The 25721-nt window shown below is 38.1% G+C and carries 37 protein-coding genes and 1 tRNA gene; 32 read left to right on the plus strand and 6 right to left on the minus strand.

The genetic code is table 11. The features are described from left to right. The first annotated feature begins 16 nt into the window (after positions 1-16). On the plus strand, positions 17-1447 hold the full coding sequence (locus IGI94_RS03785) for a 6-phospho-beta-glucosidase (protein WP_008377237.1): 1431 nt from the start codon (positions 17-19) through the stop codon (positions 1445-1447). Positions 1448-1490: 43 nt separating this feature from the next. On the opposite strand, the gene IGI94_RS03790 is transcribed toward IGI94_RS03785, so the two are convergent. After that, positions 1491-2135 carry a CPBP family intramembrane glutamic endopeptidase gene (locus tag IGI94_RS03790; protein ID WP_008377239.1) on the minus strand — a complete coding sequence of 215 codons (645 nt, stop codon included), beginning with the start codon at positions 2133-2135 and terminating at the stop codon, positions 1491-1493. Positions 2136-2352: 217 nt separating this feature from the next. On the opposite strand from IGI94_RS03790, the gene groES reads away from it, so the two are divergent. Beyond that, positions 2353-2637: a co-chaperone GroES gene (gene groES, locus IGI94_RS03795; RefSeq protein WP_005225291.1), complete on the plus strand. Its 285-nt coding sequence runs from the start codon at positions 2353-2355 to the stop codon at positions 2635-2637. A gap of 32 nt (positions 2638-2669) precedes the next feature. Further along, the gene (groL, locus tag IGI94_RS03800) at positions 2670-4298 is read left to right on the plus strand and encodes a chaperonin GroEL (RefSeq protein ID WP_005237384.1); all 1629 of its coding nucleotides are present in this window, start codon (positions 2670-2672) and stop codon (positions 4296-4298) included. An 84-nt stretch (positions 4299-4382) separates the two neighbouring features. Here groL and IGI94_RS03805 read toward each other — a convergent pair whose 3' ends face one another. The 4 genes from IGI94_RS03805 to IGI94_RS03820 all read right to left on the minus strand — a co-directional run bounded on the left by IGI94_RS03805 (position 4383) and on the right by IGI94_RS03820 (position 7370). Beyond that, complete coding sequence (locus IGI94_RS03805; RefSeq protein ID WP_438899459.1) at positions 4383-5522, minus strand: tyrosine-type recombinase/integrase; 1140 nt, start codon at positions 5520-5522, stop codon at positions 4383-4385. A 102-nt stretch (positions 5523-5624) separates the two neighbouring features. Beyond that, positions 5625-6566: a DUF5067 domain-containing protein gene (locus IGI94_RS03810; protein ID WP_313151507.1), complete on the minus strand. Its 942-nt coding sequence runs from the start codon at positions 6564-6566 to the stop codon at positions 5625-5627. Between the two features lie 90 nt (positions 6567-6656). Further along, positions 6657-7013, minus strand: a complete 357-nt coding sequence (locus tag IGI94_RS03815; RefSeq protein ID WP_123834873.1) for an ImmA/IrrE family metallo-endopeptidase — start codon at positions 7011-7013, stop codon at positions 6657-6659. A gap of 12 nt (positions 7014-7025) precedes the next feature. Next, positions 7026-7370 (minus strand): helix-turn-helix domain-containing protein, encoded by a 345-nt coding sequence (locus tag IGI94_RS03820; protein ID WP_086294642.1) that lies wholly within the window; start codon positions 7368-7370, stop codon positions 7026-7028. Between the two features lie 294 nt (positions 7371-7664). On the opposite strand from IGI94_RS03820, the gene IGI94_RS03825 reads away from it, so the two are divergent. The 3 genes from IGI94_RS03825 to IGI94_RS03835 are packed head-to-tail and all read left to right on the plus strand — an operon-like array spanning position 7665 to position 8911. After that, complete coding sequence (locus IGI94_RS03825) at positions 7665-7853, plus strand: helix-turn-helix transcriptional regulator (protein WP_086294643.1); 189 nt, start codon at positions 7665-7667, stop codon at positions 7851-7853. A 14-nt stretch (positions 7854-7867) separates the two neighbouring features. Continuing rightward, positions 7868-8155 (plus strand): hypothetical protein, encoded by a 288-nt coding sequence (locus tag IGI94_RS03830; protein ID WP_162985197.1) that lies wholly within the window; start codon positions 7868-7870, stop codon positions 8153-8155. Positions 8156-8170: 15 nt separating this feature from the next. Next, the gene (locus IGI94_RS03835) at positions 8171-8911 is read left to right on the plus strand and encodes a phage antirepressor KilAC domain-containing protein (RefSeq protein ID WP_313151506.1); all 741 of its coding nucleotides are present in this window, start codon (positions 8171-8173) and stop codon (positions 8909-8911) included. Positions 8912-8954: 43 nt separating this feature from the next. Here IGI94_RS03835 and IGI94_RS03840 read toward each other — a convergent pair whose 3' ends face one another. Then, the gene (locus IGI94_RS03840; RefSeq protein WP_313151505.1) at positions 8955-9653 is read right to left on the minus strand and encodes a hypothetical protein; all 699 of its coding nucleotides are present in this window, start codon (positions 9651-9653) and stop codon (positions 8955-8957) included. Positions 9654-9808: 155 nt separating this feature from the next. Here IGI94_RS03840 and IGI94_RS03845 point away from each other — a divergent pair, with 155 nt between their 5' ends. From IGI94_RS03845 to IGI94_RS03970, 26 genes are all read left to right on the plus strand, one after another. After that, positions 9809-9997, plus strand: a complete 189-nt coding sequence (locus IGI94_RS03845) for a hypothetical protein (protein ID WP_142425404.1) — start codon at positions 9809-9811, stop codon at positions 9995-9997. Beyond that, positions 9990-10148 carry a hypothetical protein gene (locus IGI94_RS03850; protein WP_185932371.1) on the plus strand — a complete coding sequence of 53 codons (159 nt, stop codon included), beginning with the start codon at positions 9990-9992 and terminating at the stop codon, positions 10146-10148. The genes IGI94_RS03845 and IGI94_RS03850 overlap by 8 nt, the downstream gene beginning before the upstream one ends. A 12-nt stretch (positions 10149-10160) precedes the next feature. Next, positions 10161-10349 (plus strand): hypothetical protein, encoded by a 189-nt coding sequence (locus tag IGI94_RS03855; RefSeq protein ID WP_313151504.1) that lies wholly within the window; start codon positions 10161-10163, stop codon positions 10347-10349. Beyond that, the gene (locus IGI94_RS03860) at positions 10346-11110 is read left to right on the plus strand and encodes a DUF1071 domain-containing protein (protein WP_153883465.1); all 765 of its coding nucleotides are present in this window, start codon (positions 10346-10348) and stop codon (positions 11108-11110) included. Before IGI94_RS03855 ends, IGI94_RS03860 begins: the two co-directional genes overlap by 4 nt. Next, the gene (locus tag IGI94_RS03865; protein WP_438899460.1) at positions 11103-12017 is read left to right on the plus strand and encodes a DUF1351 domain-containing protein; all 915 of its coding nucleotides are present in this window, start codon (positions 11103-11105) and stop codon (positions 12015-12017) included. The genes IGI94_RS03860 and IGI94_RS03865 overlap by 8 nt, the downstream gene beginning before the upstream one ends. Continuing rightward, complete coding sequence (locus IGI94_RS03870) at positions 12017-12739, plus strand: putative HNHc nuclease (RefSeq protein ID WP_428216090.1); 723 nt, start codon at positions 12017-12019, stop codon at positions 12737-12739. Before IGI94_RS03865 ends, IGI94_RS03870 begins: the two co-directional genes overlap by 1 nt. Continuing rightward, entirely contained in the window at positions 12732-13577 is an 846-nt protein-coding gene (locus IGI94_RS03875) for a helix-turn-helix domain-containing protein (protein WP_438899461.1), read from the plus strand. Before IGI94_RS03870 ends, IGI94_RS03875 begins: the two co-directional genes overlap by 8 nt. Next, positions 13578-13883 carry a hypothetical protein gene (locus tag IGI94_RS03880; protein WP_438899462.1) on the plus strand — a complete coding sequence of 102 codons (306 nt, stop codon included), beginning with the start codon at positions 13578-13580 and terminating at the stop codon, positions 13881-13883. A gap of 42 nt (positions 13884-13925) precedes the next feature. Then, positions 13926-14096, plus strand: coding sequence for a hypothetical protein (locus IGI94_RS03885; protein WP_167827182.1), 171 nt, complete (start codon positions 13926-13928; stop codon positions 14094-14096). Between the two features lie 9 nt (positions 14097-14105). Then, on the plus strand, positions 14106-15104 hold the full coding sequence (locus IGI94_RS03890; protein ID WP_438899463.1) for a tyrosine-type recombinase/integrase: 999 nt from the start codon (positions 14106-14108) through the stop codon (positions 15102-15104). A gap of 287 nt (positions 15105-15391) precedes the next feature. Beyond that, entirely contained in the window at positions 15392-15694 is a 303-nt protein-coding gene (locus IGI94_RS03895; RefSeq protein WP_194188268.1) for a MazG-like family protein, read from the plus strand. A gap of 40 nt (positions 15695-15734) precedes the next feature. Further along, complete coding sequence (locus IGI94_RS03900; RefSeq protein WP_194185345.1) at positions 15735-15878, plus strand: hypothetical protein; 144 nt, start codon at positions 15735-15737, stop codon at positions 15876-15878. Positions 15879-16457: 579 nt separating this feature from the next. Beyond that, positions 16458-16835 carry a YopX family protein gene (locus IGI94_RS03905; RefSeq protein ID WP_438899464.1) on the plus strand — a complete coding sequence of 126 codons (378 nt, stop codon included), beginning with the start codon at positions 16458-16460 and terminating at the stop codon, positions 16833-16835. Next, positions 16825-17013 carry a hypothetical protein gene (locus tag IGI94_RS03910; RefSeq protein WP_325837266.1) on the plus strand — a complete coding sequence of 63 codons (189 nt, stop codon included), beginning with the start codon at positions 16825-16827 and terminating at the stop codon, positions 17011-17013. Before IGI94_RS03905 ends, IGI94_RS03910 begins: the two co-directional genes overlap by 11 nt. Before the next feature lie 2 nt (positions 17014-17015). Beyond that, on the plus strand, positions 17016-17210 hold the full coding sequence (locus tag IGI94_RS03915) for a hypothetical protein (RefSeq protein WP_142963187.1): 195 nt from the start codon (positions 17016-17018) through the stop codon (positions 17208-17210). An 89-nt stretch (positions 17211-17299) separates the two neighbouring features. Next, positions 17300-17818 carry a hypothetical protein gene (locus IGI94_RS03920; RefSeq protein ID WP_128489054.1) on the plus strand — a complete coding sequence of 173 codons (519 nt, stop codon included), beginning with the start codon at positions 17300-17302 and terminating at the stop codon, positions 17816-17818. A gap of 220 nt (positions 17819-18038) precedes the next feature. Then, positions 18039-18112: transfer RNA gene (locus IGI94_RS03925), tRNA-Pro, on the plus strand. A 133-nt stretch (positions 18113-18245) separates the two neighbouring features. Beyond that, a complete protein-coding gene (locus IGI94_RS03930) occupies positions 18246-18869 on the plus strand; it encodes a hypothetical protein (RefSeq protein WP_438899465.1) in 624 nt (207 codons plus the stop codon). 71 nt (positions 18870-18940) lie between these two features. Continuing rightward, positions 18941-19819: a terminase small subunit gene (locus IGI94_RS03935; protein WP_438899466.1), complete on the plus strand. Its 879-nt coding sequence runs from the start codon at positions 18941-18943 to the stop codon at positions 19817-19819. Next, a complete protein-coding gene (locus IGI94_RS03940) occupies positions 19812-21044 on the plus strand; it encodes a PBSX family phage terminase large subunit (RefSeq protein ID WP_270287008.1) in 1233 nt (410 codons plus the stop codon). The genes IGI94_RS03935 and IGI94_RS03940 overlap by 8 nt, the downstream gene beginning before the upstream one ends. 13 nt (positions 21045-21057) lie before the next feature. Beyond that, the gene (locus IGI94_RS03945) at positions 21058-22476 is read left to right on the plus strand and encodes a phage portal protein (RefSeq protein ID WP_438899467.1); all 1419 of its coding nucleotides are present in this window, start codon (positions 21058-21060) and stop codon (positions 22474-22476) included. Continuing rightward, positions 22466-22756, plus strand: a complete 291-nt coding sequence (locus IGI94_RS03950; protein ID WP_438899468.1) for a hypothetical protein — start codon at positions 22466-22468, stop codon at positions 22754-22756. The genes IGI94_RS03945 and IGI94_RS03950 overlap by 11 nt, the downstream gene beginning before the upstream one ends. 12 nt (positions 22757-22768) lie before the next feature. After that, a complete protein-coding gene (locus tag IGI94_RS03955; RefSeq protein ID WP_438899469.1) occupies positions 22769-23017 on the plus strand; it encodes a hypothetical protein in 249 nt (82 codons plus the stop codon). Between the two features lie 54 nt (positions 23018-23071). After that, positions 23072-23917, plus strand: coding sequence for a minor capsid protein (locus IGI94_RS03960; RefSeq protein WP_438899470.1), 846 nt, complete (start codon positions 23072-23074; stop codon positions 23915-23917). A 101-nt stretch (positions 23918-24018) separates the two neighbouring features. Beyond that, positions 24019-24669 carry a DUF4355 domain-containing protein gene (locus IGI94_RS03965; RefSeq protein ID WP_438899471.1) on the plus strand — a complete coding sequence of 217 codons (651 nt, stop codon included), beginning with the start codon at positions 24019-24021 and terminating at the stop codon, positions 24667-24669. A gap of 15 nt (positions 24670-24684) precedes the next feature. Continuing rightward, a complete protein-coding gene (locus IGI94_RS03970) occupies positions 24685-25719 on the plus strand; it encodes a major capsid protein (RefSeq protein WP_438899472.1) in 1035 nt (344 codons plus the stop codon). The last annotated feature ends 2 nt before the right edge of the window (positions 25720-25721 follow it).

Consider the following 25721-nt stretch of genomic DNA (forward strand, 5'->3'; position numbering starts at 1 on the left):
AGCAGGTTGAAAAGAAATGAATAAACTTAGAAACGATTTTTTATGGGGTGGCGCAGTCGCTGCTCATCAATTGGAAGGCGGCTATCGTTCGGGCGGAAAAGGCGTGAGTGTCGCTGATGTCATGACTGTAGGAGGCAACGGAATTCCTCGCCGAATCACGGAAGGTATCCAACCGGGCGAAAGTTATCCCAATCATGAAGCGATCGATTTTTATCATCGGTATCCTGAAGACATCAAGCTTTTTGCCGAATTAGGGTTGAAGTGCTTCCGAACATCGATTGCCTGGACCCGTATTTTTCCAAAAGGTGATGAACGCGAGCCAAATGAGGAAGGCTTGGCCTTTTATGATCAATTATTCGATGAGTGTTTACGCTATGGCATTGAGCCGGTTATTACCCTTTCTCACTTTGAAATGCCCTATCATTTAGTTACCGAATACGGAGGTTGGCGTAACCGTAAGTTGATCGATTTGTTTGTCCGCTTTGCAGAAGTTTGTTTTACGCGCTATCAAAAGAAAGTGAAGTATTGGATGACTTTCAATGAAATCAACAATCAAGCAAACTACAAAGAAGATTTTGCGCCGTTTACCAATTCCGGTCTGTTCTTTACCGAAGGAGAAGACCGAGAAAAAATCATGTACCAAGCAGCCCATTACGAACTCGTTGCTAGTGCGAAAGTGGTGGCGCTAGGGCATGCAATCAATCCTGCGTTTCAAATCGGATCGATGATCGCGATGTGTCCAATCTATCCGTATTCTTGCAATCCCAAAGACATGATGGCAGCCACGGTGGCCATGCAGCGCCGCTATTGTTTTTCAGATGTGCATGCCCGTGGACACTATCCGAGATATATGCGCAGCTATTTTGAGAGAAAACAATTTGATTTAGATATCACCCCTGAAGATGAAGCAATTTTGGCAAACGGCTGTGTTGACTACATCGGCTTTAGTTACTATATGTCTTTTGCGATCAAAGGTAAGGAAAATGATCCAACCTATGACTATGATGAGAGCCAAGATCTGGTGGATAATCCCTATGTTGATGCTTCCGAATGGGGCTGGCAGATTGATCCCGTGGGCTTACGCTACGCCATGAATTGGTTCAACGAACGCTACGAATTGCCGCTCTTCATTGTAGAAAATGGCTTTGGTGCCGTAGATACAGTGGAAGAGGATGGACAGATCCATGATGACTACCGTATTGATTACCTGAAAGCCCATATCGAAATGATGAAAGAAGCAGTAGCTTATGATGGCGTCGACTTATTGGGTTATACACCGTGGGGCATCATTGACTTGGTTTCTGCTGGTACAGGGGAAATGAAGAAACGCTATGGTGTGATCTATGTGGACAAAGACAATGAAGGAAATGGGACCCTTGATCGTCGGAAGAAAGATTCATTTGCATGGTATCAGCAAGTGATTGCGTCCAATGGCATGAAGGTATAAAGAAAAAAACGTTACGCAAAATTTCTGCGTAGCGTTTTTTTCTTTAGGGCATTTGGATATAGCCGTAATGAAGCAACAACTGAATAATAATAACTAAAGTGTTCATTCCCACATGGGTAATCATGGAAGTCCAAATGCTGCCGGTCAAGGCATAAAGCCCAGAAAAGAACAGTCCTAAGAAAATATAGACTAAGAGATGATTGTCATTATGGGCAAAGGCAAAGGCTACAGCGCTGACCACTACACCGACCCAAACATTGCTGTATTTCCCAATGATGCCAACTAAGGCTCTGCGGAAGACAAATTCTTCCATAATTGGTCCACCAACCATTGCCGCGAGGGCGAACAGTGGGTTTTGCAGCACAATAGCAATGATATTTTCGGTATTTTGCGAAGCACTGACTTCACCGAAAAGCGATTCGATAAAAATGGCTAGATTTTGCAACAAGATCGCTGCAATAATACCTGTCAGTCCATAAATAAGAATCGATGAAATTTTTGATCTTTTGTGTTCAAACGATAACGGTTCCGTTTGTTTGAAATACAAGAAAAACATGATCGCAGCACCAACTAAATAACCAATCGTTGTTGCGGCCACTTGATGTCCGCTAGGGATGAAGGCGATCGGTAGAAAAAAGACGATGCCGTAAGTAAGAATCGTGGACAAAGAATATTTTGATAAAGACATAGTTGTTTCCTCACACTCCTTTGCTTCATTATAGACTAGGTTGCTTCTAGAAACAAAAAATCCTACTATTTTTATCAATCAAATAGAAATGCAAAAAAAATTTAGCAAAAGGCTTGCAAAAATTTGGGAAAATGAGTAATATTGAAACTGTAAGTTAGCACTCGATACAAGAGAGTGCTAATACTAAATTCTATAACATTCATTGGAGGGATTTATCGTGTTAAGACCATTAGGTGATCGTGTGATTATCGAAGTCGCAAAAGAAGAAGAAAAAACTGTAGGCGGAATCGTGCTTGCATCAGCAGCAAAAGAAAAACCACAAACGGGTACCGTTATTGCAGTCGGCGAAGGACGCACGCTCGAAAACGGTGAAAAAGCTCCTGTTGCTGTCAACGTTGGCGAACAAGTAATGTTTGAAAAATACGCTGGCACAGAAGTGAAATATGAAGGAACAGAATATTTGATCGTTGCTGCAAAAGATATCATTGCAGTAGTAGAATAAGAAAAATAAAAAATACTTGAGGTGATGAAATCATGGCAAAAGAAATCAAATTTGCAGAAGACGCACGCGCAGCAATGCTTCGTGGGGTAGATAAATTAGCAGATACAGTAAAAGTAACCTTAGGTCCTAAAGGTCGTAACGTGGTTTTAGAAAAATCTTACGGTTCACCATTGATTACAAATGACGGTGTAACGATCGCTAAAGAAATCGAATTAGAAGATCATTTTGAAAACATGGGCGCAAAACTTGTTTCTGAAGTCGCTTCAAAAACAAACGATATCGCTGGTGACGGAACAACGACTGCTACGTTATTGACACAAGCAATCGTTCGTGAAGGATTGAAAAATGTCACCGCTGGTGCGAACCCATTAGGTATTCGTCGTGGGATCGAAATGGCAACAAAAGTGGCTGTAGAAGAGCTACACAACATTTCATCAATCGTTGATTCAAAAGAAGCAATCGCACAAGTTGGTGCTGTTTCTTCTGGTAGTGAAAAAGTTGGTCAATACATCGCTGATGCAATGGAAAAAGTCGGCAATGACGGTGTTATCACTATTGAAGAATCAAAAGGGATCGAAACAGAATTAGATGTTGTGGAAGGAATGCAATTTGATCGTGGGTACTTATCACAATACATGGTAACTGACAACGATAAAATGGAAGCAGCGTTAGAAAATCCATACATCTTGATCACTGACAAAAAAATCTCTAACATCCAAGATATCTTGCCATTGTTAGAACAAATCTTACAACAATCAAAACCATTATTGATCATCGCTGATGACGTTGATGGCGAAGCATTACCAACACTTGTCTTGAACAAAATCCGTGGAACATTCAACGTTGTCGCAGTGAAAGCACCAGGATTTGGTGACCGTCGTAAAGCAATGCTAGAAGACATTGCGATCTTAACTGGTGGTACAGTGATCACTGAAGACTTAGGTCTTGAGTTGAAAGATGCAACCATCGATAACTTAGGTCAAGCAAGCAAAGTGGTTGTGGATAAAGACAACACAACGATCGTTGAAGGTGCTGGTGAAAAAGAAGCAATTGACGCACGCGTTCAATTGATCAAAAATCAAATCGCTGATACAACTTCTGACTTTGACCGTGAAAAACTACAAGAACGCTTAGCAAAACTTGCTGGTGGAGTTGCAGTGATCAAAGTTGGGGCACCAACTGAAACTGAATTGAAAGAGTTGAAATTACGTATTGAAGATGCATTGAACGCAACACGTGCCGCTGTTGAAGAAGGCATGGTCTCTGGTGGTGGAACTGCCTTAGTCAATGTCATCAACAAAGTTGCAGAAATCGAAACAGATGGCGATGCAGCAACAGGTGTCAAAATCGTTTTACGTGCATTAGAAGAACCCGTTCGTCAAATTGCTGAAAATGCAGGCTACGAAGGTTCAGTCATCATCGACAAATTGAAAAACGCTGACTTAGGTGTTGGTTTCAATGCAGCAACTGGCGAATGGGTAAACATGCTAGAAGCTGGGATCGTTGACCCAACAAAAGTGACGCGTTCTGCATTACAAAACGCAGCTTCTGTTGCCGCATTATTGTTAACAACTGAAGCAGTCGTTGCCGACAAACCAGAACCAGCAGCGCCAGCAGCTCCTGCAATGGACCCATCAATGGGTATGGGCGGCATGATGTAGTTATAATAAAAGAACCTCTATTTATAGGGGTTCTTTTATTTGTTTGATGTTAGTTTTATACAAAAGGGGCAAAAAAGGGGCAAATTACAAATTGTTTAATCGATCGATAACCTGCTCTTTGGATTTTTTGGTCACGTGATTATAAATTGATAAAGTCGTGTTGGCATCGGAATGTCCGACTCTCTCCATTATGGTTTTTAAAGGAAGATTCAATTCAGCTAGTAAAGAAATATGACTATGTCTGAATATGTGAGAGGATAAGTTTTTATCCCATTTTAGTTCGTCTTGAACTCTATGCAGTACCATATTAAAGCTATGGAGAGACAACGGGGTACCTCTAGATGATTTAAATATATAATCCTCGTTACTTTGAGAGCCGAATACTAAAGAGTTGTGTTCTATAATTTCATTAACAATTTTTATTGCTCTATTAGGCAAAGAAACTATTCTTTTAGAATAAATATTTTTAGGTGAAGTTTTTACAGCATCTGCCATTTTTAAGAAAGAATAGTCTAATGTGCCGTTAATATCCAAAGTACTCCCGTCAAAGTCCTTTACTTGTAATGCCTGTAACTCTCCGTATCTTAGGCCTGTTAAATATAACAATTCTGCAATGTTAGCGTGCAATAATCTTTTAGTAGATTTTCTCATATATACAAGCAACTCTGTCATTTCGCTTTGATCAAGGTATTTTTCATCCATGTTCTTTTTTCTTTTTTCTTCTTCAGCTTTTTTTCTTTGAATTTTGACATTCAGCGCTAGATTTTGTTTAATATACTTTTTCTCAACAGCATAATTCAACATGATTGAAAGGGTCGTCTTGGTCTGTTTCGTATAATTCAAGGATAGGTCACCGAAAGTATACATTTTTTCTGTAATATTACGAATCATATTCTCGTCTATATTTCGAACAAGAACATCGTCAGAAACAACTTTTTGAATATGTTTCATCATCTTTGGAACTTTGGTCCAGCTTGTTCTTTTTACATGTTGTTGGTAATAAACAAACCACTCTTCGTAAAGCTCCTTGAAAGTGATGTCAGATTTATCATAATTACTCAAAGCTTCCTCTATTTTTTTGTCTAATATTTTCTGTGCATTCTTCCAGGCTCTGGAAGAATCACTTGTTAGAACAGTACTTGTCTTTTTCCATTTTTCGGTATAGGGATCTTTGTATCTTTCTATAAACTTATATCTTCCGTTGCCTAAAGATTCGCTCCACATTGTGTGTACCTCAATTCTTTGTTACAATAGGCATGACTAAATAAGCCTATCGTTTATTTTGTTTTGCACGCCTGTCTTTGGTCGGAGGGGCGTGTTTTTTCTTTACTCGTAATAGCCTTGTTCGATAGCTTCTAATGTTTGAATTTCACCAGATGTTAATTCTCTATCTTGAATACTTTTTATTTCATTATATATACGTCTTGCATTTTCAGAAGTTCCTTCAGGCAATGTTGTTTGATCAGCTTGACTACCATTAAATGAATCTTCATATTGACCGGAACCTACTACATAAGTTTCGTTTTCACTAGCTCTGACTGCTTCTTCCCAATCCTCGGCTGTCCAGCCTTCAGCCTTTGCTTTTTCCCACTCAGCTTCACCTTCTTGCCAGCTTGCTGGCATATCGGAAAGACCTTCATAATAGGAACTATCTTCATTGGGATTATTTGTATTGGTTAAAGATTTTGTTTCTTCAGGCTTTTCTAATTCAGTCAAGTCAATTTCATAAATACCTATTTCTTTATCTTCATACATAGCTATCATTTTAACTGGGAAATCTAAGTTATCCAGAGAGTAAGTCTCTATTATGTCCACTGTTTTATCGGGTAACAGTTCATCAGAACGAGAATTTTCTTTATCGACTTGCTCATTATATGATTCGACATCATCTGTTGATCCAAATGCATCTAAGCTATAGTAGGTATTATCGAGATCAACCTCAGAAGTTTCATTCTCTTGTTTAAATAGAACGTAATCATTAATAATATCAATAGGTGTGATATTATTATCTGAAGTATTCGTTAATGAATACGTTATATATAACCCATAGCCATCTTCAGATGGACTTTTAACTATTTCAGAATTTTTATAAGTAAGTTCAAACTCGTCAGTAATGATTTTCCCATATTCGAAGTCAGCTTTCTGTTCTTCAGAAACAGAAGTCGTTTGAGAAGCTGTATCAGTTGGGGGAGTTGTACTTTCTTCATTATTAGAACATCCGGTCATTATTAAACCAACAAACAATAAGTACGGTACGACTTTTTTCATCTTCTTTCCTCATTTCTCTGATATAATATATTTGTACTATCTCAGAAATGAGTAACCCTTATCGAAGCTGGTCCTTTGATAGGGGTATTTTTATCTAGCATATTTAACATCGTAGCCCATCCCAATACTAAATTCTTCTATTAATTGACTATAATTATAAATGTCATCGTATTCGCTGGTGAAGTAGCTTATCATAAATCTATCTGCAGCATATTCCATTTTCGACTTTAAGACAAACGAGAGTTTATAAAGCTCGTAATTATCTTGATCTTCACAAGCATGCCCTAATTCATGAAGTAAAGCCTTCTTCGTATCAAAATCATTTAACTTACTATTCAATACAATTATATTTACAATTGGTAGATATTTCCCATGATCTTCCAAAAATTCATCATAAACTATTGTTATGTTCAACTTTTCAACAATTTCTAAAATCTGAGCATCCAAACAAACACCCTCTTATATTTTTCCGTCCAAGTATGCTTTTGCAATCCTCTCTAAAACTTGACGGTCATTTTCCGAAACTTCTTTACCGTTATAACTCATAACAGATTTCAAAGCTTCTTCTATGGTCATTTCTTTTTGTTTTTCGGACATTCCCATGTGTGGGTTGTCTGTCCTTCCTAAAAGGTAATCTGTCGATACGTGAAAGTAGTTTGCAATAAGCTCCAAAGTCTCAGCTTTTGGACTACTCGTTCTCCACTGATAGATAGCATTTTTAGATAATCCGTTATCTTCTGCAACTCGATTTAAACTTTTACCCTGTTTTTTTGCAAGTTCTGAAACCCTTTCAAATAAACTCATTTTCAACCATCCTTCTTGCAAATGAGTTATTTTTCCCAAAGTATAATAAAAAACACTTTACAATTATAAAGTTATGGGATAATATTAGCTCATAAGCAAATTAAATACGCTAATAAATACAGAAAGACACTTATATTTATTAAAAACAATCGAGGTCGGGAAACTAAGAATGTTTAATATATAGGTATTATTCCGTCTGTTTATTAACCATAAACCAATATTATAAAACTTTGGGATGGATGTCAACTATTTTAGCGTATTTTGTTCGCTTTATTAAAAAAGGGAGGTGTGGGTATGTCTAAAGATTTCATCGTTAAAGTTAGGGTTGAGTTAGCACGGTACGATAAAACACAAAATTGGCTTGCTGAGACAATTGGAATTTCGAAAACATATATGTCTGACATTATGAATGGTCGACGTAAACCGGATAAACAAATAAAACCAATCGAAACAGCTCTAGAACAACTTAAGAATTCACATTAGAAAGGAATGTAAATATGAAAAAACCAACTATTCCGGAATTAATCAAAATGGCTACGGATAAGACTTCGATTTCTGAATGGGATAGGCGTGAGGATTTAATGATTCGTTTCAATGGGTTATCTCGTACTACTTTAAATACGTATCAAAAAGAGATGGAGAGTATTCCTGAATTCAAGGAAGGAGTTTTAAAACCAACCCATAGCGTAACTTGGATTCACCTTGGAACATTCCTTTGGTATTTGAAATGGAAAGAAGCTAACCGTTATAGATCAAAAAAGTTGAAACCTTCAGAGGTAGCATAAAGAGGAGGAAGCAAAATGAGCATACCACAAATTTTCAATTTCGAAAAAAACGAGGTTCGAACATTTTTAGTGAATGATGAGCCATATTTTTTTGGTAAAGACGTTGCAAGTGCTTTGGGTTATTCAAATACGCCAAAAGCAATTAGAGATCATGTAGATGAGGAAGATAAAACGCAGAACGAATCGTTCACCGTTAATGGAACAGCATTAATGCTAATAAATGAATCGGGGCTATACAGCTTAATACTTAAATCCAAGCTACCAAATGCAAGAAAGTTCAAACGTTGGGTAACGAGTGAAGTCCTTCCAACAATCAGAAAAACAGGTAGCTACACAAACGTTCCTCAAAGTTTCGCTCAGGCATTGCGACTAGCAGCTGACCTAGAAGAAAAGAACCAACTGCTCGAACAGCAAATCGCTGAATATGAACCGAAAATCAGTTACCTAGATATGATCCTGTCATCGACTGATACAGTAGCAACGTCTCAAATCGCTGCTGATTATGGAATGTCGGCAATCGCACTTAACAAACTGCTTAATGAGTTAGGTGTTCAGCATAAAGTCAGTGGTCAATGGATACTGTACCGCAAACACATGAACCAAGGATACACAAAATCGCACACAAGCGAAATTCCAAAAGCTGATGGCGGCGTAAAAGTTGTGATGAATACAAAGTGGACGCAAAAAGGTCGGGTCTTCATTTACAACTTATTAACTGCAGAGGGTTACTATCCTCAAATGGATCTACTGGATTAAAAATAACCCCACACGGAAGGAGGGGCTTAGTCTTATTACTATTTCACTTGTTTGGTTTGATAAGTATTTTGCAAAGAATCGAAACAACTAGCATAAGAGTTATGGGTGAGGTGACACCATTAATTACACCAGAAGCCATTGCAAAAATAGTTTGGTAAATAAAGCCAGAAAGTTCATTATAAAATGTCTGTTTATTTAGAAGCACATCTAAGAAAGAAGGGTCGATATCTTGATTTATAACTTTTTCTTCGTGTTCGGAATCTTGAGTTTTATTAGATACCAACTCACTTTTATCACTTATTTCTTGATTGTCCTTGAGCAACGTAGGGGACATCGAATTAAGATAATTTCGAATCTCATTGGATTCTTGAATGTTCTGATTGGCAATAAATTCCGACGCTAACAACAAACTTTCTTTTTCCTCTTTTGTAAAATCTTGTTTCTCTTTCAACTCAACTAATCTGGAGTCTAAACTAGTAAGTTGAGTTTCGATCGGACCATCATTTTTGAGTTCATCGGGAGTAGTAATACCGCTATAAAATTTCTTTACATCTGGGATTAAAGAACGAATCTTGTCGTAATGTTCAGTTGCTACTTTCACATTTTCAGTAGCAACATTCATTATCTTAACATGTGGAGCAATCACTTCTTCAAATTGTCGGATTTGTTCTAAGGCAGGCTCAATAATTTTCTTTCGTTCTTCTAAGTAAGAATTAAATGTTTCGAGATTAAATCCATCCACATTAACACCACCAGTTTTTAACAATTATACCAAAGGAGGAACAGCATGAAAATCACTATCTCAATAGAAACAAACGGATCGACAATGCAGCATACCGTATCAACAAAAGAAGAAGCGCTCGCTTTGATCGATCGATACTTCAAGGAGGAAAAACTATGATTAAGAAATTTTGCATCTGGTATTTACGAATCACTGAAACACCGGTATTTCTCAATTTAGAAACGGTGGATGGGGACATCAATCTTGCCGCAAAAAAAGGACCGGTTTTCCTAAGTGCGGATACTGGCCCCTATGGAGTATTCCTTAATTACAAAAGCAAAAGGAAGGTAAGACGGTATGACTAGAGCAGAAGCTTTGCGCATCGGTAAAGTCGTTGCTGATCGATGGTACAGACACAACAAGCCCTTGATCCAAGCAAGACAACATATCGAACGGATGAAACAAAAAAGTGACTCAGCCGACCAAAGCAATGAGTCACAAACAAAATGTATTTAAGGAGAGTGTATCATGGATCAATTTGACAGTCTAGGGGCAAGACAATTGCCACAAGATGAAAATGACCCTATAGCATTTGATTGGCGTGGCAATCCCCTATATCAAGGTGACCTAGTCTATTCCGTTGATGATCAATTCATCCATGAGGATGACCTGCTGGAGTACTGCAAATCAAAACTAGGAAAGCCGGTGCCTTTATGACAATAAAAGAAATCGTCTCTTTCGAGGAACTTTACAACCGAGATCTGACGAATGCAGTTAAGAAGAATGTCCAAAAATACACAGATAAACAAGGAAATCCACAAGAATTTTCTCTTGAATATCTTTCATGGTCATACGGATGGCGTGAAATGAAACGTATTGATCCGGAGGCATCAGAAAAAGTCCACGAATTTCCAATGTTTGATAATCAATTCCGAATGATTGAAGGGGTGACAGTCCCTTATTTAAAAACACCACAAGGATTTTTCGTCAGAAACACTGTGACATTTCAAGGTAAGGCAGAAACCGAATGGCTGCCAATTGTTGAAAAAGCCAAGTATCCAGTATCTAATCCTAATAGTTTTCAAATTAACACTAGTAACAAACGTTGCTTTGTTAAAGCATTGGCCAAACATGGATTAGGCTTGTATCTCTATGCAGGGGAAGATATGCCAGAAGATATTTCTAAGCCAGAACTAATTAGTGAGGAACAAGTCGGCTATTTGGATGAAATACTCAAGGTTGTTGCTCAAGCAACAGATACAGATTTTGAAATCCTTGTTGCAAATATCCGAGAAAACACAAAAATACAAACACCATTTGATCAATTAAATAAAAATGAATATGGCACTATTTTGAATTATGCCAATCGGATGAAGCTTAAGGCAGAAAAAGTTCAGAAGGCTAAACCACCTGAACAAGGAGCGCCGAAAAAGATAGAAACTAAATCATTTACATGGGGGGAACTATCGGATGAATGAATTAATCAAAACAGACACATCAATTCAGATTGACTATACACCAAGTACCATTGAAATCAAAAATGAAGCAGAGCTTGAAGCACTTGTTGAAAATACCGCCAATCATTACAAAAGCTTGACCTTCAGCGAAGGAGACATCCAAGGAGCTAAAGATGCGCGGTCGTCTCTGAATAACATTATTAAATTGCTGGAAGAAAAACGGAAAGAAGTAAAAAACGGATATTCTGAGCCGTTAAAAGCATTTGAAGCCAAGATCAGAGCCTTTGTTGATCAGATGGAAACTGCCAAAGAAGGAATTTCTCAGAGCCTCGAAAAGTTCGAAACTAAAGAACGTGATTCCCGATTGCAGAAAGTGAAAGAAAAAATAGAGGACCTGTGCAATGCATTAGGTGTTGATCCAAGTGAAATTGAAATTCCTGATCGATGGACAAATAAGGGCGCCTTTACTGCTGCTAAGGGTGAGTTAACAAAAGCAATCAGTAAAGAAATCACAGATGCCATCAATGAAATCGTGTCTAAAAAACAAACTTTAGAAGCGAACAAACAAGCAGTTGAAAGCTATGCGCAGGCCGTTGGCTTAGATCCATTCTCTTGGGTTCGTTGGATCGATCAAGGTCACGAATTGCAAGAAGTCTTTGATCAGATTAATCAAGTTGTTGCAGAACAAAAAGAAAAGCTTGCCAAAGCAGCAGCTATCATCGAAAAAGTTGAGAAAAAAGAGCCAGTTCCATCAGTACCGATTGATCCGGAAACTGGTGAGATCCAAGAAGAGCCTGCTCAAGAAAAGGAAGTATCAGCAAAAGGCAAAGTAGTCACGCTTAAACTTAAAGGCTCGGATGAACAATTTAAACTACTAAACAAAAGCATTGTGCAATTAAGGATCGAAATTGTTGAAGTGACCGAGTGATGCTAGCCAAGATTTTGAAGCAACAGGGGAACAGATTTCTACTGGAAGTTGACGAGAATGTGAATCCTGAACACCTTGAAACGATCCGCAGGGGGCAGGAGGGATTCGCAGAAATCCAGTTTATAGATAATGACCCCAGAAGTGCGAAGCAAAATGCATTATCTCATTCTTTGATCAAAGATATTGCTGAGAGTGAAAATATTCCACGCTATGAAGCGAAAGAAAAAATGCGGAACGTCTATCAAAATACCTACAATTGTGAATTCAGTCATGCTACAGCAACAAAATCAGAGATGAAACAATGGATTGACTTTCTAATCGAATACGTTGTTGCAGAAGGGGTTCAGTTGCCAAGGCGCTATAACTACCTTCTGGAACACGATAGTTTCTTCTACTTCTGCTGCAAATACCGTAAATGCGCAGTAACTGGTCAATCAGGAGCGCAGATCCACCATGTAACGGCAGTAGGGAATCGCCACAGAAACAAAGTCGATCATCGGAAGTTTCCGTTTGTTGCTTTGAGTTGGAAGTATCACAATATCGCTCACAACTTGGGTCAAGAAGAGTTTATTCAAAAATATCAAATCAAACCAGTCTACTTAGACCAAGAGGCATTGATCAAGATCGGAATTATGAACAACGCCCAGATCATGCGATTTGATGAAGAATACGAAACGGAAGATTTGTTCAAGAAAGCTATTGAGGAGGAGTATCGTGAGTGATCACCGAAGTTATTTTGCGGTAATTCCTGCCAGTGTTAGATATGACGATACTTTAATACCTAACGCAAAACTCTTGTACGGAGAAATTACCGCCTTGTGCAATGAAAAAGGCTATTGCTGGGCAAGTAATGACTATTTCGCCAGTCAGTATAAAGTAGGTAAGTCTACTATTCAAAACTGGCTTAAATCCCTTGAAGATAGGGGGTTCATATACAGAGAGGTCAAATACAAAAAAGGGACTAAGGAAATTGAAGCTAGGTATATCAGAATTCTAGACGGCCCCACCCAGAAAAATGTAGGGGGTAGCCCAGAAAAATGGGTGACCCCTCACCCAGAAATCTATCAAGATAATAATACATCTATTAATAATACATTTAATAATACAAATAAAGAAGAAGTTGAAACTTCTCCCGTGAAGTATTCTACCGAACACTTCACGCTTGCTTCGAAGCTTAAAAATAATTTGATGAATGATTTTCCTAGAGAAATGAAAAAAGCCAACTTGGAAAAATGGGCAGATGTTATTCGCCTTATGGAGGAAAAGGATGATCGTACTATCAAACAAATTGAGTATGTGATCAATTGGCTTCCTAAAAGCGAGTTTTGGTTTGGCAATATCAGAAGCGCTAAAAAGCTGAGAGAAAAATTTGACAGTCTCAAGTTTGAGATAAAAAAAGAAACAAGTAACCAAAAGCGAATAAAGAAACCTTTTATTCGAGAAGAACCATTGCCGGAAAGATTTGTTAATCCTGAACCGGAGCCTGAAATTGATCCTGAACGTCAAGCGGAAATAAATGCCAAGGTTCAAGCTTATCTAAACAAAAAGGGAGGCGGTTAGATGGATAAAGAAAAAAGACTTGAAAAAAAGATTCGCCGGCAGCGGATGGTGTACCTTGCAGAAAAAGTGGATCTCGAAAAAGACCCGGATGCCAAAAATGAATGGGAAAAGCTTCGGGAGGATCTATATGAAGGTGTAAATCCTGAAAAACGTTTAGTTGAGGTCCTGTATAAAGGGGGCGTCATTTTTACAGGAAATAAGAAAACCGTTAGTGAGAAATGCAAAAAGTCCAAAGTCACTGTTAAAAATTTAATCCAAAGTGGGAACCCTGATAAACAAGGGCGGATCTATCGCTGGAAGGAGTAACCTCAAAGGTGTCCCACCATTTCATAGGAGGTGTCCCACCTTTTGGCTACGAAGAAAAAAAGACCCAGATACGCTATGGATGATGCAACCATCGAAAAGTTTCAATGGTTGTGTGTGCAGCATCAAAAGCGATCGGGCAAGAAATTATATCCCAAAGATACACTGAAAGAGTTGATCGACCACGAATATGAAATTCGCAAGAGTTTCGGTTAGGAGTGAACGATGACCAGTAAGAATTCGCTGATTAATAAAATTGTTGGAGATTTAGAAAATGATTTGAATCCAGAACAACTTAGGAAAGTAAATATGCTCCTATTGATGCATTTGGATTCATTCGACTTAGTTAAAACTTCAACTGATGTAGTGATCTATGATGAGAGATCCGATGCAGCTGCATACCATCAATTTATGGTGTCAAAGAAGATTCAGGGGCTTTCAGACGGAACATTGAAACTTTATATGCAGACGATCAATTTCTTCATGAGTAAGCTTAGAAAGCCGTTTAAGGATATCACCGCAAATGACATCCGATTGTTTATTGCTAACAGGGAAATTCAGGATCGAATATCTAAAGGTACGCTTGCTCGTGAACGTGGCTGCATCGTTAGGTTCTTTCACTGGCTTTATATCGAAGAGTTTATCGATCGAGATCCTGGCGCAAGGGTGGAAAAGATAAAAGTACCCAAAAGGCGCAAACAAGAATTCAGTGAGCTTGAAGTTGAAAAGCTGCGAAGTGCTGCTTCTAATGCAAAAGAAACGCTCATCATCGAACTGCTATTGAGTACCGGATGTCGAGTCTCTGAATTGGTTTCTCTAAATTTTAATGACTATGACCAAGAAAATGATTCGATTGAAGTAATTGGAAAAGGCAACAAACAAAGAACTTTATACTTTAATGCCAAGGCAAAGTTGGCATTGAATCATTATTTAAAAGAGGTGCCTCACATCACTGGTCCATTATTTTATGGACAGACGAGAGGGAAAGAGATGACTACTGCAGGAGTCCAAAAGTTGGTCAAGCGCCTAGGGGAGCGTGCAGGTGTTTTGAATGTTCACCCGCACAGATTTAGAAGGACAGCCGCAACACTTGCGAGAAGACACGGGATGCCTATAGAACTCGTTTCTAGGTTTCTCGGTCATGAAAATATTGAGACCACGATGGCCTACTCGATGATTAATGATGATGAAGTGAAGATCTCCCATCAAAAGTTTGTAAGTTGAGGTGAATATTTTGAAAAGAATTTATTACAACGAATTTCATGCGATTTTAGTGGATGAAACAGCAAGGACCTATCGTTCATTACTAGTCAAGAAGGAAAAGCCTATGCGTATCAAATTGGTGTACAGGCGATTTATCGTAACGCTTTGAACCAAAGGGAAGAGTTTTTGATTGAACTAGGCTATAAAAGAACAAGATAGACAATATATAGTGGGCGAAAATACGTTCCTACAATATATTGTGTATAACTTTGTGGATATGTGCATAACTAAAATTTGGAGGAAATAACATGGATGTATTAGTTGAATTAGTAGAAAAGTGGGCAAAAAATAAGGGGCTTGATAAGGCAGAATCTAGCAAACAAATGCTGAAAGTTGTCGAAGAAACTGGTGAAGTTGCGGCTGCATTAGCTAGAAATGATCAGGATGCACTTCGTGATGGCATCGGAGATGTTGCTGTGACTTTAATTATTTTAGCTTTACAAAACGACATGGATTTATACGAGTGCTTGAATTTCGCTTATGACGAAATCAAAGGACGGACTGGAAAGATGGTCAATGGTGTTTTCGTTAAGTCCAGTGACCTGAAATAATTCCAGAAGCGGAAGAAATAGCGGAATAGGAGGGAAAGAAATGACAGTTGCTGAACTAATTGAGGAACTAAAAAACTATCCATCTGATGCGAAAGTTACCACAACAGTTGGTGGGGAAGTATGTGAAGAACCTTGGTTGGAGTACAACGATAACTACAACATTGTTGATTTAGGCACCACATGATTAAGTCAGTAATCCACCAAAATTGTGGAAATAAAAAAACTACCCTAAAAGAGTAGCAACAGAATCATAAATTATTTTTTTTGGAATCGGAAATTCCGTGTTTAACTGCCAATCTGATGATTCCATAAAGCATAAATCCTATAAAAATATACCAAATAAAAGCTAAAAAAGTTCCCAAAGCAATACCTCCTTTTAGGTATTGTAACATATTTTACCAAGTCAGTTATCCGACGAAATGCTTTAATCAGAACAGATAATTAAAAGGATTCAAAATTTCTAAAAACAAGTTAAGAAATAATTCTTTAAAGTTTACAAAGAAAGGTTCTCTTTTAAAAACTAATCTAAAAAAACTGATAATGAGAGATGCGACGAGACACAACAAAAAATATATTAAAGCAAATATTAGTATTACTGAAACTACTTCTTTTACTTTGTCCATAAAAAGACTCCTTTTTAATTAATAATCAAATTATATCATTAAGGGGAGTCAGCAACCCTTACAGTATTGCAAGACATTAAATAATAAAAGATAGTAGTAAATTTCCGCAATCGTCAGCGATAGCAAACAGGAGGGATAAAATGATACCAAAATTTAGAGCGTGGGAACCAGATACGAAATTTATGAACGATCAAGTCCGAGTGACGAGTAACCGATTCGGCGACGGTGAGATTTTGGTAGAGGCTACCGATGGTTTTGGTTGGATAGAAGTGAAACCAGAGTACCTCATGCAATCAACAGGCTTGAAAGACAAGAACGGCGTGGAGGTTTTCGAGGGGGATATAGTAGCAATTAAGTATTCTGAATCTGGATATCACTACTATGAAAAAATAGTTTTCGAGAATGGAACTTTCACTGCAGGGGATGAGGATTGGCTATATAACATCAAAGATTATTGCGTTGTATGTGGCAACATATACGAAAACCCAGAACTATTGGAGCCAGCTAATGAAAACTAGCCACTCAATCATCATAATACTGTTGACGATCGCAGGTCTGAGTTGGCTATCCTATACAATTGTGGATCAACAGAAGCAAATTGAACAACTTCAAGAGCAACTGCAGTATGAGCAGATGAAGTACAAGATTATTATTAACGATCCATTGGTACGAGATGCTATGGAAGCAGGGGGATAAAAATGGTATTACCTAAGAAATCAAATCATGTTCGTGAAGTTAAAATGATGGAAGTTATTCATGTGGTTTCGTTCGAAGGTGAGGGAACCACAGAAAATCCAGCAAGGTTGATCAATGAATATTACTCCAAAGAAGGTACCTTGCTAGCAACTAATGATGAATGGCTAGAGCGGGAAATTGAGAAGATAAGAAAATGACAGAGGCGGTTTTGATATTTGTAGCTGTAATAGCTTCTGTATTCGTAGGTGTGATTTTTAGTAAAGAAGATAATGAGGAGGGCAAGTGATTGGAAATTAATGTGCATGAGCTATCAGACAAACAATTAGACGAGCTAGCTCTAAAAATTCGTAAAGGAATTCAAAAAGACAGGGAATATGAGAAAAAGCAGTTCAAGAAAAGAGCTTTTCACAATGCAAGGTTACTGATGAATAACTACCACAAGTTGAAAGCCCATAGTGAAGCCGTTGAGGAGCATGTAGAAGAGGTACAAGGCACATTTTGGGAACATAAGTGGTTAAATCTTGATTTGTTGATGCAGAATAAAGCAAAATCTGTGAAGTTAATGAAACATGTTGATATATGCTTAGAAGCTTATAAAGAAATTTGCCTTTCGACAGGCAAGCCAGAAGACAAGCGCAAGTGGCGAATTATTAACAAAAAGTTCATTGAGCGTCCCTTGTTGAATGATGACAAATTGGCAGAGCAATTGCATGTTGATCGTTCTACTATTAGTCGCAACTGCAAAGAAGCGCTTGAAGATTTATCAGTAGTGCTGTTTGGTATCGACATGATTAACGATTGGTAACCTGATGCACAAAACATGCACACACATGCAACAAATCCAGTGATAAAATAGTAGTATAGAAATTTGTAAATAACAGGGCGCACTCCTTTATGATCAGTTGGCAGACCTACTTTCGTGATTCTCCTTTTAGCGCCCTGTATTTAATTAAGACGGCATCAAAAAATTTAAAATGAATGGAGTTGAACACACTCCTTATCTTCATTCGCTAGCCGTCTTAAAACAGGAATTGGCTCAGTTTGGTAGAGCGCTACTCTTGGGCAGTAGAGGTCGTAGGTTCAAATCCTACATTCCTGATTGGGAGTTGTCGGTTGGATTACTCACATGATCTTTGATACTTCCTACTAAACAGTCCTTCAGGGCTGTTTTTTTGCTTTTCTGAATAATCTAAAATGATATAATAGATTAACTATATTGTTAAGGAGGATTTATGAAAGATTATATTCTAACTTTTTTTGCTTTTTTGGCAGGTGTTGTGCCTTCAGTTTTACTATTTTTTGGTGTTCCAAATATTATCTCGAATTATATAAAATCAAGATGGGACCAAAAATTAGACGTTTTGAAAGCAGAACAAGAAAAAGAACTTCAAAAAGAATTAGAAGCCATTCGGTATGACAATTCAATTAGAATAAGTGAGATTCAGAATGAATTTCAAACGAAGTATCAACAATTAGAACATGAGTTTTCTGTAAAATTCGAAACAATGAAAAAAGAATATGATGTTCTTCCTGTATTATATGAAAAAATTATTACTGCTTTTGAATATTATAGACTCAACTATAAAGGCGGTGTACTAACAAATGATTTGCTTAAATTTATTGCTGACGCCAAGAACTACATAACACTAAATAAATTTTTCATTTCCAGTGAAATATTTGATAAATCTAAAGAATGTGAAGAATCATTATTTGATTATCTGAACGTTAAGAGTGAAGATAGAGCAAAAGGTTCTGCAAGAGATATATATCTACGATCAGAAATTAAACGGTTAGAAAAGAGGATAGATTCATTAATTGATGATCTTGAAATCTTGATACAAAACAAGCTTCATTAGACTTCGTATGAGGTCTTTTTTTATACATAGAATTACAAAAAAGACACAGATTGTGAGGTGGTGGTGAATGGATGGCTAGACAGAGAAACCCAAATAGAGATAAAGCCTATAAATTGTGGTTAAAATCAAAAGAACGGCCTTTAGTAGATATAGCCAAGGAATTAGGAGAACGTCCGTCAACTATCAGAAAGTGGAAATCACAAGATAACTGGGAGCGTTCCGATTCCAAAAGGAGCGCTCCAAATAAAAAGGAACAGTCCGTTAAGGCAAATGATCGACCACAATTAATAATAGATAACGATGACTTGACAGAGCAACAAAAGTTGTTCTGTCTTTACTATTTACAATCATTTAATGCAACGAAGGCCTACCAACAGGCGTATGGATGTGATTATAATTCCGCTAGATCTAACAGCATAAGATTGATAGCAAAAGATAGCATAAAGATCGAGTTGAAAAGACTGAAGGCAGAACTGCAGCAAGATGTGTTTCTTGATGTAAAAGATTTGATAAGAGAATACGCAAAGCAGGCGTTTGCTGATATCACGGATTTTGTTGAGTTCTCATCAACAGAACATAAGCTTTATGAGTATGATGAGGCCGGCGAGAAGCAAGAGGTGTTTAACGAGTTTACTGGCGAATTGGAAACATACAAGTCATCCCAAGTTTCATTGAAAAACAGTGAAGAAGTCGATGGCACACTCATCCAAGAGGTTAAAAAAGGGAAAGATGGAGTTTCTGTCAAACTCTATGACAAGCAAAAAGCTATGGCCGAACTTATGAAGTATATTGAAATTGATGAATTGCACAATGCTCAAATCAAAAAAGCTAAAGCAGACGCAGAAATTTCCCAATTTAAAGCTGAAGCACTCAAAAATGGCACAACTCAGACTACTGAAGATAAGTTAGATGAGTTGTTAGAGAAGATTAGTGGTGAACTGAATGATTAGTGATGTATACACTACTAAACAAATCCAAGTTTTGAATGAAACGGTAAAGAAAGATTGGTTCATTACTTTGCTGCATGGAGCTAAGCGATCAGGAAAGACAAAGATAAACAATGACTTATTTTTGTTTGAGTTAAGACGTGTGCGCAAGATAGCAGATAAAGAAGGCATTAAAGAGCCGATGTATATTCTCGCTGGTGTATCAAGTGCCACTATTCAAAAGAACATACTGCAAGAGCTGTACAATATGTATAGCATTGAACCGAAGTTTGATAAGCATAATAACTTTGTCTTGTTCGGTGTGAAGGTGGTTCAAGCATACACGGGAAACATTGGCGGTGTCGGTGCTATTCGTGGTATGACGGCTCATGGTGCATATATCAATGAAGCTTCATTAGCTAAGCAAGAAGTATTTGCTGAAATCGTTTCTCGTTGTTCAGGAACAGGCGCTAGGATATTGGGCGATACTAACCCAGATAATCCAGAGCATTGGCTAAAAAAGGAATATATCGACAATACAAGTAAAAATATCAAGGCGTTTCATTTTGAATTAGATGACAACACTTTTCTTTCTGATCGATACAGAGAAAACATTAAAGAGTCAACGCCTAGTGGTATGTTCTACGATCGTGACATAAAAGGATTGTGGGTGTCTGCTGAAGGTGTGGTATATCAAGACTTTGATGCGAGTAAGCATTACGTCCAATCAAATGAAATCCCTCAGTTATCCTCTTTCTATTGTGGAGTTGACTGGGGGTACGAACACTGGGGATCTATTGTTGTTATAGGCGAAACAGATAACGGAACAGCATATCTCATAGAAGAACATGCCACGCAGTTTGAAGAGATTGATTATTGGGTAGAGATTGCCAAAGGTATTCAGGAGCGATATGGCTCTAGGATACCTTTTTATTGTGATTCTGCCAGACCAGAACATGTTGCTAGGTTCAAACGTGAACGCATCGAAGCTTTCAATGCAGACAAAGCCAGATTAAGCGGTGTTGAATCTGTTGCCAAGAAGATTAAAGCGGATAAGCTTTTTATCTGTCGTGACAAAGTTAAGAAGTTTCCAAACGAGATTTATCAATATGTTTGGGATAAACGAAAAGGGGAACCGATTAAAGAATTTGATGATGTTCTTGATGCATTAAGATATGCAATTTACTCACACGAGTTGAAGAAAAGCAAAAAGGCTCAAATCGTCAGCAAAGTTAAATTCGGATTTTAAGAGAGGTGATATTGTGGCAATAGTAGTTAACAGACAGATAGCCGGCGACTTAAATAACCCATCTGCTGAGTTACTTAATTTTTGTATCCAACAGCACATGATGGAATTGGCGAGACTAGAAAGGCTATCAGATTATTACGATGGTAAGCACGACATTCTTAATCGTGAGAAAGAAAATGAAGCAGCGCCAAATAATAAAGTGTTGATCAACCATGCGAAATATGTAGTGGACATGAATGTTGGATTTATGGTGGGTAATCCGATTTCTTATGTATCTGAATCAGATAAGAACATATCGCCAATCTTAGATGCTTACGACAGGATTGACATCGTTTCTCATGATACAGAATTGGAGAAAGACCTATCAACGTTCGGCGTTGGTTATGAACTTGTGTATCTAAACAAGACAAAGGAAAACGATGGAACACAATTAGAAATCAAATGTATTGATCCTAGAGGTATTTTCTTAGTTACGGATGACACAGTAGACAAGAACCCTTTGTTTGCAGTTCATTATCAACCCGTACTAACGCTGCAAGGCGGCATTGATCACTATGTGGTTAAGTATTACAACGACAATCGAGTGATTACGTATCACGCAAGCTCAAGAGGATTTGGTGAGTACCTACTAGTGGATGCCAAGCCACATTACTTCAAAGCAGTGCCAGTCATTGAGTATCGAAACAATGAAGAAAAGCAAGGCGACTTTGAACAAGCTATTTCTTTGATTGATGCATATAATTTACTCCAATCCGATCGACTAAACGATAAAGAAGCCTTTGTAGATGCAATCCTATTTATAAGGGGATTTACTTTGGAAGATGGTGATGGTGAGAAGCTAGCGAAAGAAAAGATGCTTCAAACGGCTGCAATGCCTAATGAAGTAGACGCAGGGTATCTTACAAAGGAATTAAATGAGGACGGTGTTAATCTTTTACGATCAGCAATCCTTGACGATATCCATAAGATTACCTATGTACCTGATATGAATGATGAGAAGTTTTCTGGAAATGTTTCTGGTGAAGCTATGAAGTACAAACTTTTTGGCTTGCTTCAGCTTATGTCGGTTAAATCACGTTATATGATCAAAGGTTTGAGAAAGCGCATGGTATTGTTTGAAACAATTTTGAAGGTCAAAGACAATTCAATTGATGCGCAAGGAACAAAGATTAAACTTAAGCCTAATTTACCTGTAAACACTAGCGATATCATCAATCAAATCGTTAGTGCTTATCAAGCTGGCATCTTACCGCTTAAAGTGCTTCTAGGGTGGTTGCCAGATATTGACGATGTGGACGAAGTATTGAAACAGTTGAACCTTGAAAAAGAAGAAGCTATTGTGATGAACCAGAAAGCATTAGGAGTGCAAGCTGAAGATAGTCATTCGGATTTAGATGATGAGCCAGAGGAGGACGAAGAGGATGAAAGCTAGGAAGAAACCGGTAGTGGTCGATGTGATGCAACTAAAAATGTGTTCTGCTCGGTCTTACAGAAAATGTAAAGAGTTCGTGGGCGACGCTTGGATTGATTATTTTGTTGATGGTTCTTGTGTTAACCGAGATGATATGCCCAGCTACTATCCTGCTATCAAGACTTTAGAAGGAACTATGAAAATTTCTGATGGTGATTACATCATCAAAGGCGTTCAAGGTGAGTTCTATCCTTGCAAACCTGACATTTTTCACGAAACTTATGAACTTGTAGAGGATTGAGGAGCTGATTAAATGGCTCAAAAGAAACGCAAGCCATCCTACTGGGAACGACGTAACATCGACGCAGAGCAAAAGATAAACGATGGTGCAATCAAGGTTGAGGAAGCTGTAGCCAAGGCTTACAGGCAAGCACAAACATACTTAACTAAGAAGGTTAGGAAGTTATTTGCACGCTCTCAACAACGCTCTGGGCTATCTGAGGATGAAGCTAAAAGGATACTAAACCAAACAACGTCAGTTGAAGAGTTAGAAGAATTGTGAAAGCTATCTAAACAGATTAAAGATTCTGAATTACAAGCTGCAGCAAAAAACAGATTGCAATCATTAGCATTTAAAGAGCGTATCACTCGTGCAGAAGACTTGAAAGCCAAGTCTTTTTTAGTTTCTAAGCAAGTTGCTGATGTTCAGCTAGAAAAGCAGACAGAATTCTATGTAGATGCTATTCACGAATCTTATCGTGAAGCAACTGCTGAATCAGTCATTCGAAAGGCACAAGAGAATGCTAAGAATGGCGTAGTTATTGAAGTATGGAATAAGAAAGATTATCAGTTTAAGGAACTATCGACCAGGTATACGAAGAACATCCTCGATAGCCACTGGCATGGATCGAATTATTCTAAACGGATATGGGGTGATACTGAAGCTTTAGCAGCAAGGTTAGAAGAACTGTTCACTGTTGAATCAATGACTGGCATGTCGGAGTTTGAAATGACTAAGGCAATAGCTAATGAGTTTGACCGCTCTATTGGTGTTGCTAGGCGCTTGATTCGGACGGAAGCTAATTACATGGCTAACCAAGCAAAGCTCAAAGCGTGGCAAGATAACGGCGTAAAAGAATACATGCTGGTTGCAGTGTTGGACTTGCGAACATCTGATATCTGTAAAGGAAAAGATCATAAAATATATCGAGTTTCTGAAGCTAAAGTAAATGGTGCTAGTGGTACGTATCCGCCTTTCCATCCTTGGTGCAGAACAATAGCTATTATGTACAGCAAACGCACTCTTAAGCTGCCTAGGAATGCTTTGGATCCTATCAGTGGTAAAGTCATTCCAATTAGAGGTGACACTACCTATAACGAATGGATGGATAAGCTGAAAGAAAAGTATTCGGATGAAGAAATAAGAGAACAGAAAAGAAAAATAATGGGATTGAAAGCTTAGTCATTGACTAGGCTTTTTGTCATGTCCAAGCGTGAAGACATTAAAAGCATCGGAAGTGCAAGCATTTATCCACTCTAAAAGATATGGAAGGAGTACAGAACATGAAACACAAAAAACTGTTGCCACTTAACCTACAATTCTTTGCTGAAAAAGATGAATCAGATACTCCGGATGATTCTGAAACATCAAAACAACTTAATGTAGAAGAGTTGAGCGAAGAAGAGATTGCAGCAATCAAAGAGAAGTTTGGTTTCAAGGATGACAAAGAAGTTGACTCTATTGTCAAAAGTAAAAAGTCACGCTGGCAGAAAGAATTTGAAGAAGAAAAGAATGAAGCTGCCCGTTTGGCAAAGCTAAGTGAGGAAGAAAGACAAAAAGAATTGCTTAACAAAGATAAGTTGGAATTCGAAAAAGAAAAAGAAGCTTTTCGACAAGAACAATTATTTGTTGAAAAAGGCAATCAGTTACAGTCAATCGGAATCAGCAAAGAGTTAGCAGCACGCATTAAAGGTGACACCGCAGAAGAAATTTTGGAAGATGTCAAAACATTCAAGAAAGCATGGGATGAAGCGCTAAAAGTTGCAGTTGATCAAGCGCTATTGAATTCAGTTGATTCACCACTAGGTTCTAATACAACTTTGCCTGACATTAATCCGTTTGCTGCGGAAACCTTAAATCTTACTGAGCAAGGAAGATTGCTACGAGATGATCCAGAAAAAGCAAAAGCCTTACAGGCACTAGCGAATAAATAGAAAGTGGGAGAAAAAATGGAAAAAAGTTTAATGAAAATGAACTTGCAGTATTTTGCTGCAAAAACAAAAATCGAAGACGTCATTGTACCAGAAGTCTTCAACCGTTACGTTATTGAACGTACTGCTGAATTATCAGCGTTGTACCAATCGGGAATCGTTGTGAAAGATCCAGAATTAGATGCTTTGGCAACTGCTGGTGGTAAGTTAATCAATATGCCGTTTTGGCAAGATTTAACTGGTGACGATGAAGTATTGTCTGATTCCGAATCACTAGAAACAGATAAAATCACTGCTGGTCAAGACGTTGCCGCTCTCTTAATGCGTGGTAAAGCTTGGAAAGTAAATGATTTATCTAAAGCATTGTCTGGTGACGATCCTATGCGTGCTATTGGTGACTTGGTTGCGGCTTATTGGGCCCGCCGTCAACAAGCTACGTTGCTGAGTGTCTTAAAAGGCGTGTTTGGCGCTACAACTACTAAAATGAGCGATAACAGCTTAGATATTTCTGCTGAAACAGGTAATGCTGCTGCGTTCACTGGTGAAACATTCTTGGATGCTTCATACAAATTGGGTGATGCAGAAGAAAAACTGACTGCAATTGCTGTTCACTCGTCTGTATATGCTAACTTGCGCAAACAAAACTTGATTGAGTTCTTGTTAGATTCAAACAACACAAAAATCCCGACTTACATGGGTAAACGCGTGATCGTTGATGATGGTATGCCTAATTCTGGCGGAGTGTTCACTTCTTATATCTTTGGCCAAGGTGCTATTGGTTTGGGGAACGGTGCTGCTCCAGTCCCTACTGAAACAGACCGTGATGCATTAGCTGGGGATGATATCTTGGTTAACCGACAACATTTCTTGTTACATCCACGTGGAGTTAAGTTCACAAGTAAGTCTGTTGCTGGTTCTTCTCCAACAAACACTGAGTTAGCTACTGGCGGTAACTGGGAACGTGTATACGAATCTAAAAATGTTCGTATCGTTCAATTCAAGCATAAACTATGGACACCGACTACTACGATCGCTGGTGGGACTGGCGAATAAGG

The sequence above is a fragment of the Enterococcus sp. AZ149 genome (assembly GCF_051714285.1).
Classification (GTDB): Bacteria; Bacillota; Bacilli; order Lactobacillales; family Enterococcaceae; genus Enterococcus_D; species Enterococcus_D entomosocium.

Excerpts from the sequence above, each read along its gene's own strand:
- IGI94_RS03935 (WP_438899466.1), top strand. The coding sequence starts at position 18,941 with ATGGCTAGACAGAGAAACCCAAATAGAGATAAAGCCTATAAATTGTGG.
- IGI94_RS03785 (WP_008377237.1), top strand. The coding sequence starts at position 17 with ATGAATAAACTTAGAAACGATTTTTTATGGGGTGGCGCAGTCGCTGCT.
- IGI94_RS03845 (WP_142425404.1), top strand. The coding sequence starts at position 9,809 with ATGATTAAGAAATTTTGCATCTGGTATTTACGAATCACTGAAACACCG.
- IGI94_RS03805 (WP_438899459.1), bottom strand. The coding sequence starts at position 5,522 with ATGTGGAGCGAATCTTTAGGCAACGGAAGATATAAGTTTATAGAAAGA.
- IGI94_RS03850 (WP_185932371.1), top strand. The coding sequence starts at position 9,990 with ATGACTAGAGCAGAAGCTTTGCGCATCGGTAAAGTCGTTGCTGATCGA.
- IGI94_RS03790 (WP_008377239.1), bottom strand. The coding sequence starts at position 2,135 with ATGTCTTTATCAAAATATTCTTTGTCCACGATTCTTACTTACGGCATC.
- IGI94_RS03855 (WP_313151504.1), top strand. The coding sequence starts at position 10,161 with ATGGATCAATTTGACAGTCTAGGGGCAAGACAATTGCCACAAGATGAA.
- IGI94_RS03860 (WP_153883465.1), top strand. The coding sequence starts at position 10,346 with ATGACAATAAAAGAAATCGTCTCTTTCGAGGAACTTTACAACCGAGAT.
- IGI94_RS03910 (WP_325837266.1), top strand. The coding sequence starts at position 16,825 with ATGAAAACTAGCCACTCAATCATCATAATACTGTTGACGATCGCAGGT.
- IGI94_RS03930 (WP_438899465.1), top strand. The coding sequence starts at position 18,246 with ATGAAAGATTATATTCTAACTTTTTTTGCTTTTTTGGCAGGTGTTGTG.
- IGI94_RS03810 (WP_313151507.1), bottom strand. The coding sequence starts at position 6,566 with ATGAAAAAAGTCGTACCGTACTTATTGTTTGTTGGTTTAATAATGACC.
- IGI94_RS03900 (WP_194185345.1), top strand. The coding sequence starts at position 15,735 with ATGACAGTTGCTGAACTAATTGAGGAACTAAAAAACTATCCATCTGAT.
- IGI94_RS03965 (WP_438899471.1), top strand. The coding sequence starts at position 24,019 with ATGAAACACAAAAAACTGTTGCCACTTAACCTACAATTCTTTGCTGAA.
- IGI94_RS03880 (WP_438899462.1), top strand. The coding sequence starts at position 13,578 with ATGGATAAAGAAAAAAGACTTGAAAAAAAGATTCGCCGGCAGCGGATG.
- IGI94_RS03940 (WP_270287008.1), top strand. The coding sequence starts at position 19,812 with ATGATTAGTGATGTATACACTACTAAACAAATCCAAGTTTTGAATGAA.
- IGI94_RS03830 (WP_162985197.1), top strand. The coding sequence starts at position 7,868 with ATGAAAAAACCAACTATTCCGGAATTAATCAAAATGGCTACGGATAAG.
- IGI94_RS03950 (WP_438899468.1), top strand. The coding sequence starts at position 22,466 with ATGAAAGCTAGGAAGAAACCGGTAGTGGTCGATGTGATGCAACTAAAA.
- IGI94_RS03825 (WP_086294643.1), top strand. The coding sequence starts at position 7,665 with ATGTCTAAAGATTTCATCGTTAAAGTTAGGGTTGAGTTAGCACGGTAC.
- IGI94_RS03820 (WP_086294642.1), bottom strand. The coding sequence starts at position 7,370 with ATGAGTTTATTTGAAAGGGTTTCAGAACTTGCAAAAAAACAGGGTAAA.
- IGI94_RS03970 (WP_438899472.1), top strand. The coding sequence starts at position 24,685 with ATGGAAAAAAGTTTAATGAAAATGAACTTGCAGTATTTTGCTGCAAAA.
- IGI94_RS03895 (WP_194188268.1), top strand. The coding sequence starts at position 15,392 with ATGGATGTATTAGTTGAATTAGTAGAAAAGTGGGCAAAAAATAAGGGG.
- IGI94_RS03955 (WP_438899469.1), top strand. The coding sequence starts at position 22,769 with ATGGCTCAAAAGAAACGCAAGCCATCCTACTGGGAACGACGTAACATC.
- IGI94_RS03890 (WP_438899463.1), top strand. The coding sequence starts at position 14,106 with ATGACCAGTAAGAATTCGCTGATTAATAAAATTGTTGGAGATTTAGAA.
- IGI94_RS03915 (WP_142963187.1), top strand. The coding sequence starts at position 17,016 with ATGGTATTACCTAAGAAATCAAATCATGTTCGTGAAGTTAAAATGATG.
- groL (WP_005237384.1), top strand. The coding sequence starts at position 2,670 with ATGGCAAAAGAAATCAAATTTGCAGAAGACGCACGCGCAGCAATGCTT.
- IGI94_RS03865 (WP_438899460.1), top strand. The coding sequence starts at position 11,103 with ATGAATGAATTAATCAAAACAGACACATCAATTCAGATTGACTATACA.
- IGI94_RS03905 (WP_438899464.1), top strand. The coding sequence starts at position 16,458 with ATGATACCAAAATTTAGAGCGTGGGAACCAGATACGAAATTTATGAAC.
- IGI94_RS03835 (WP_313151506.1), top strand. The coding sequence starts at position 8,171 with ATGAGCATACCACAAATTTTCAATTTCGAAAAAAACGAGGTTCGAACA.
- IGI94_RS03870 (WP_428216090.1), top strand. The coding sequence starts at position 12,017 with ATGCTAGCCAAGATTTTGAAGCAACAGGGGAACAGATTTCTACTGGAA.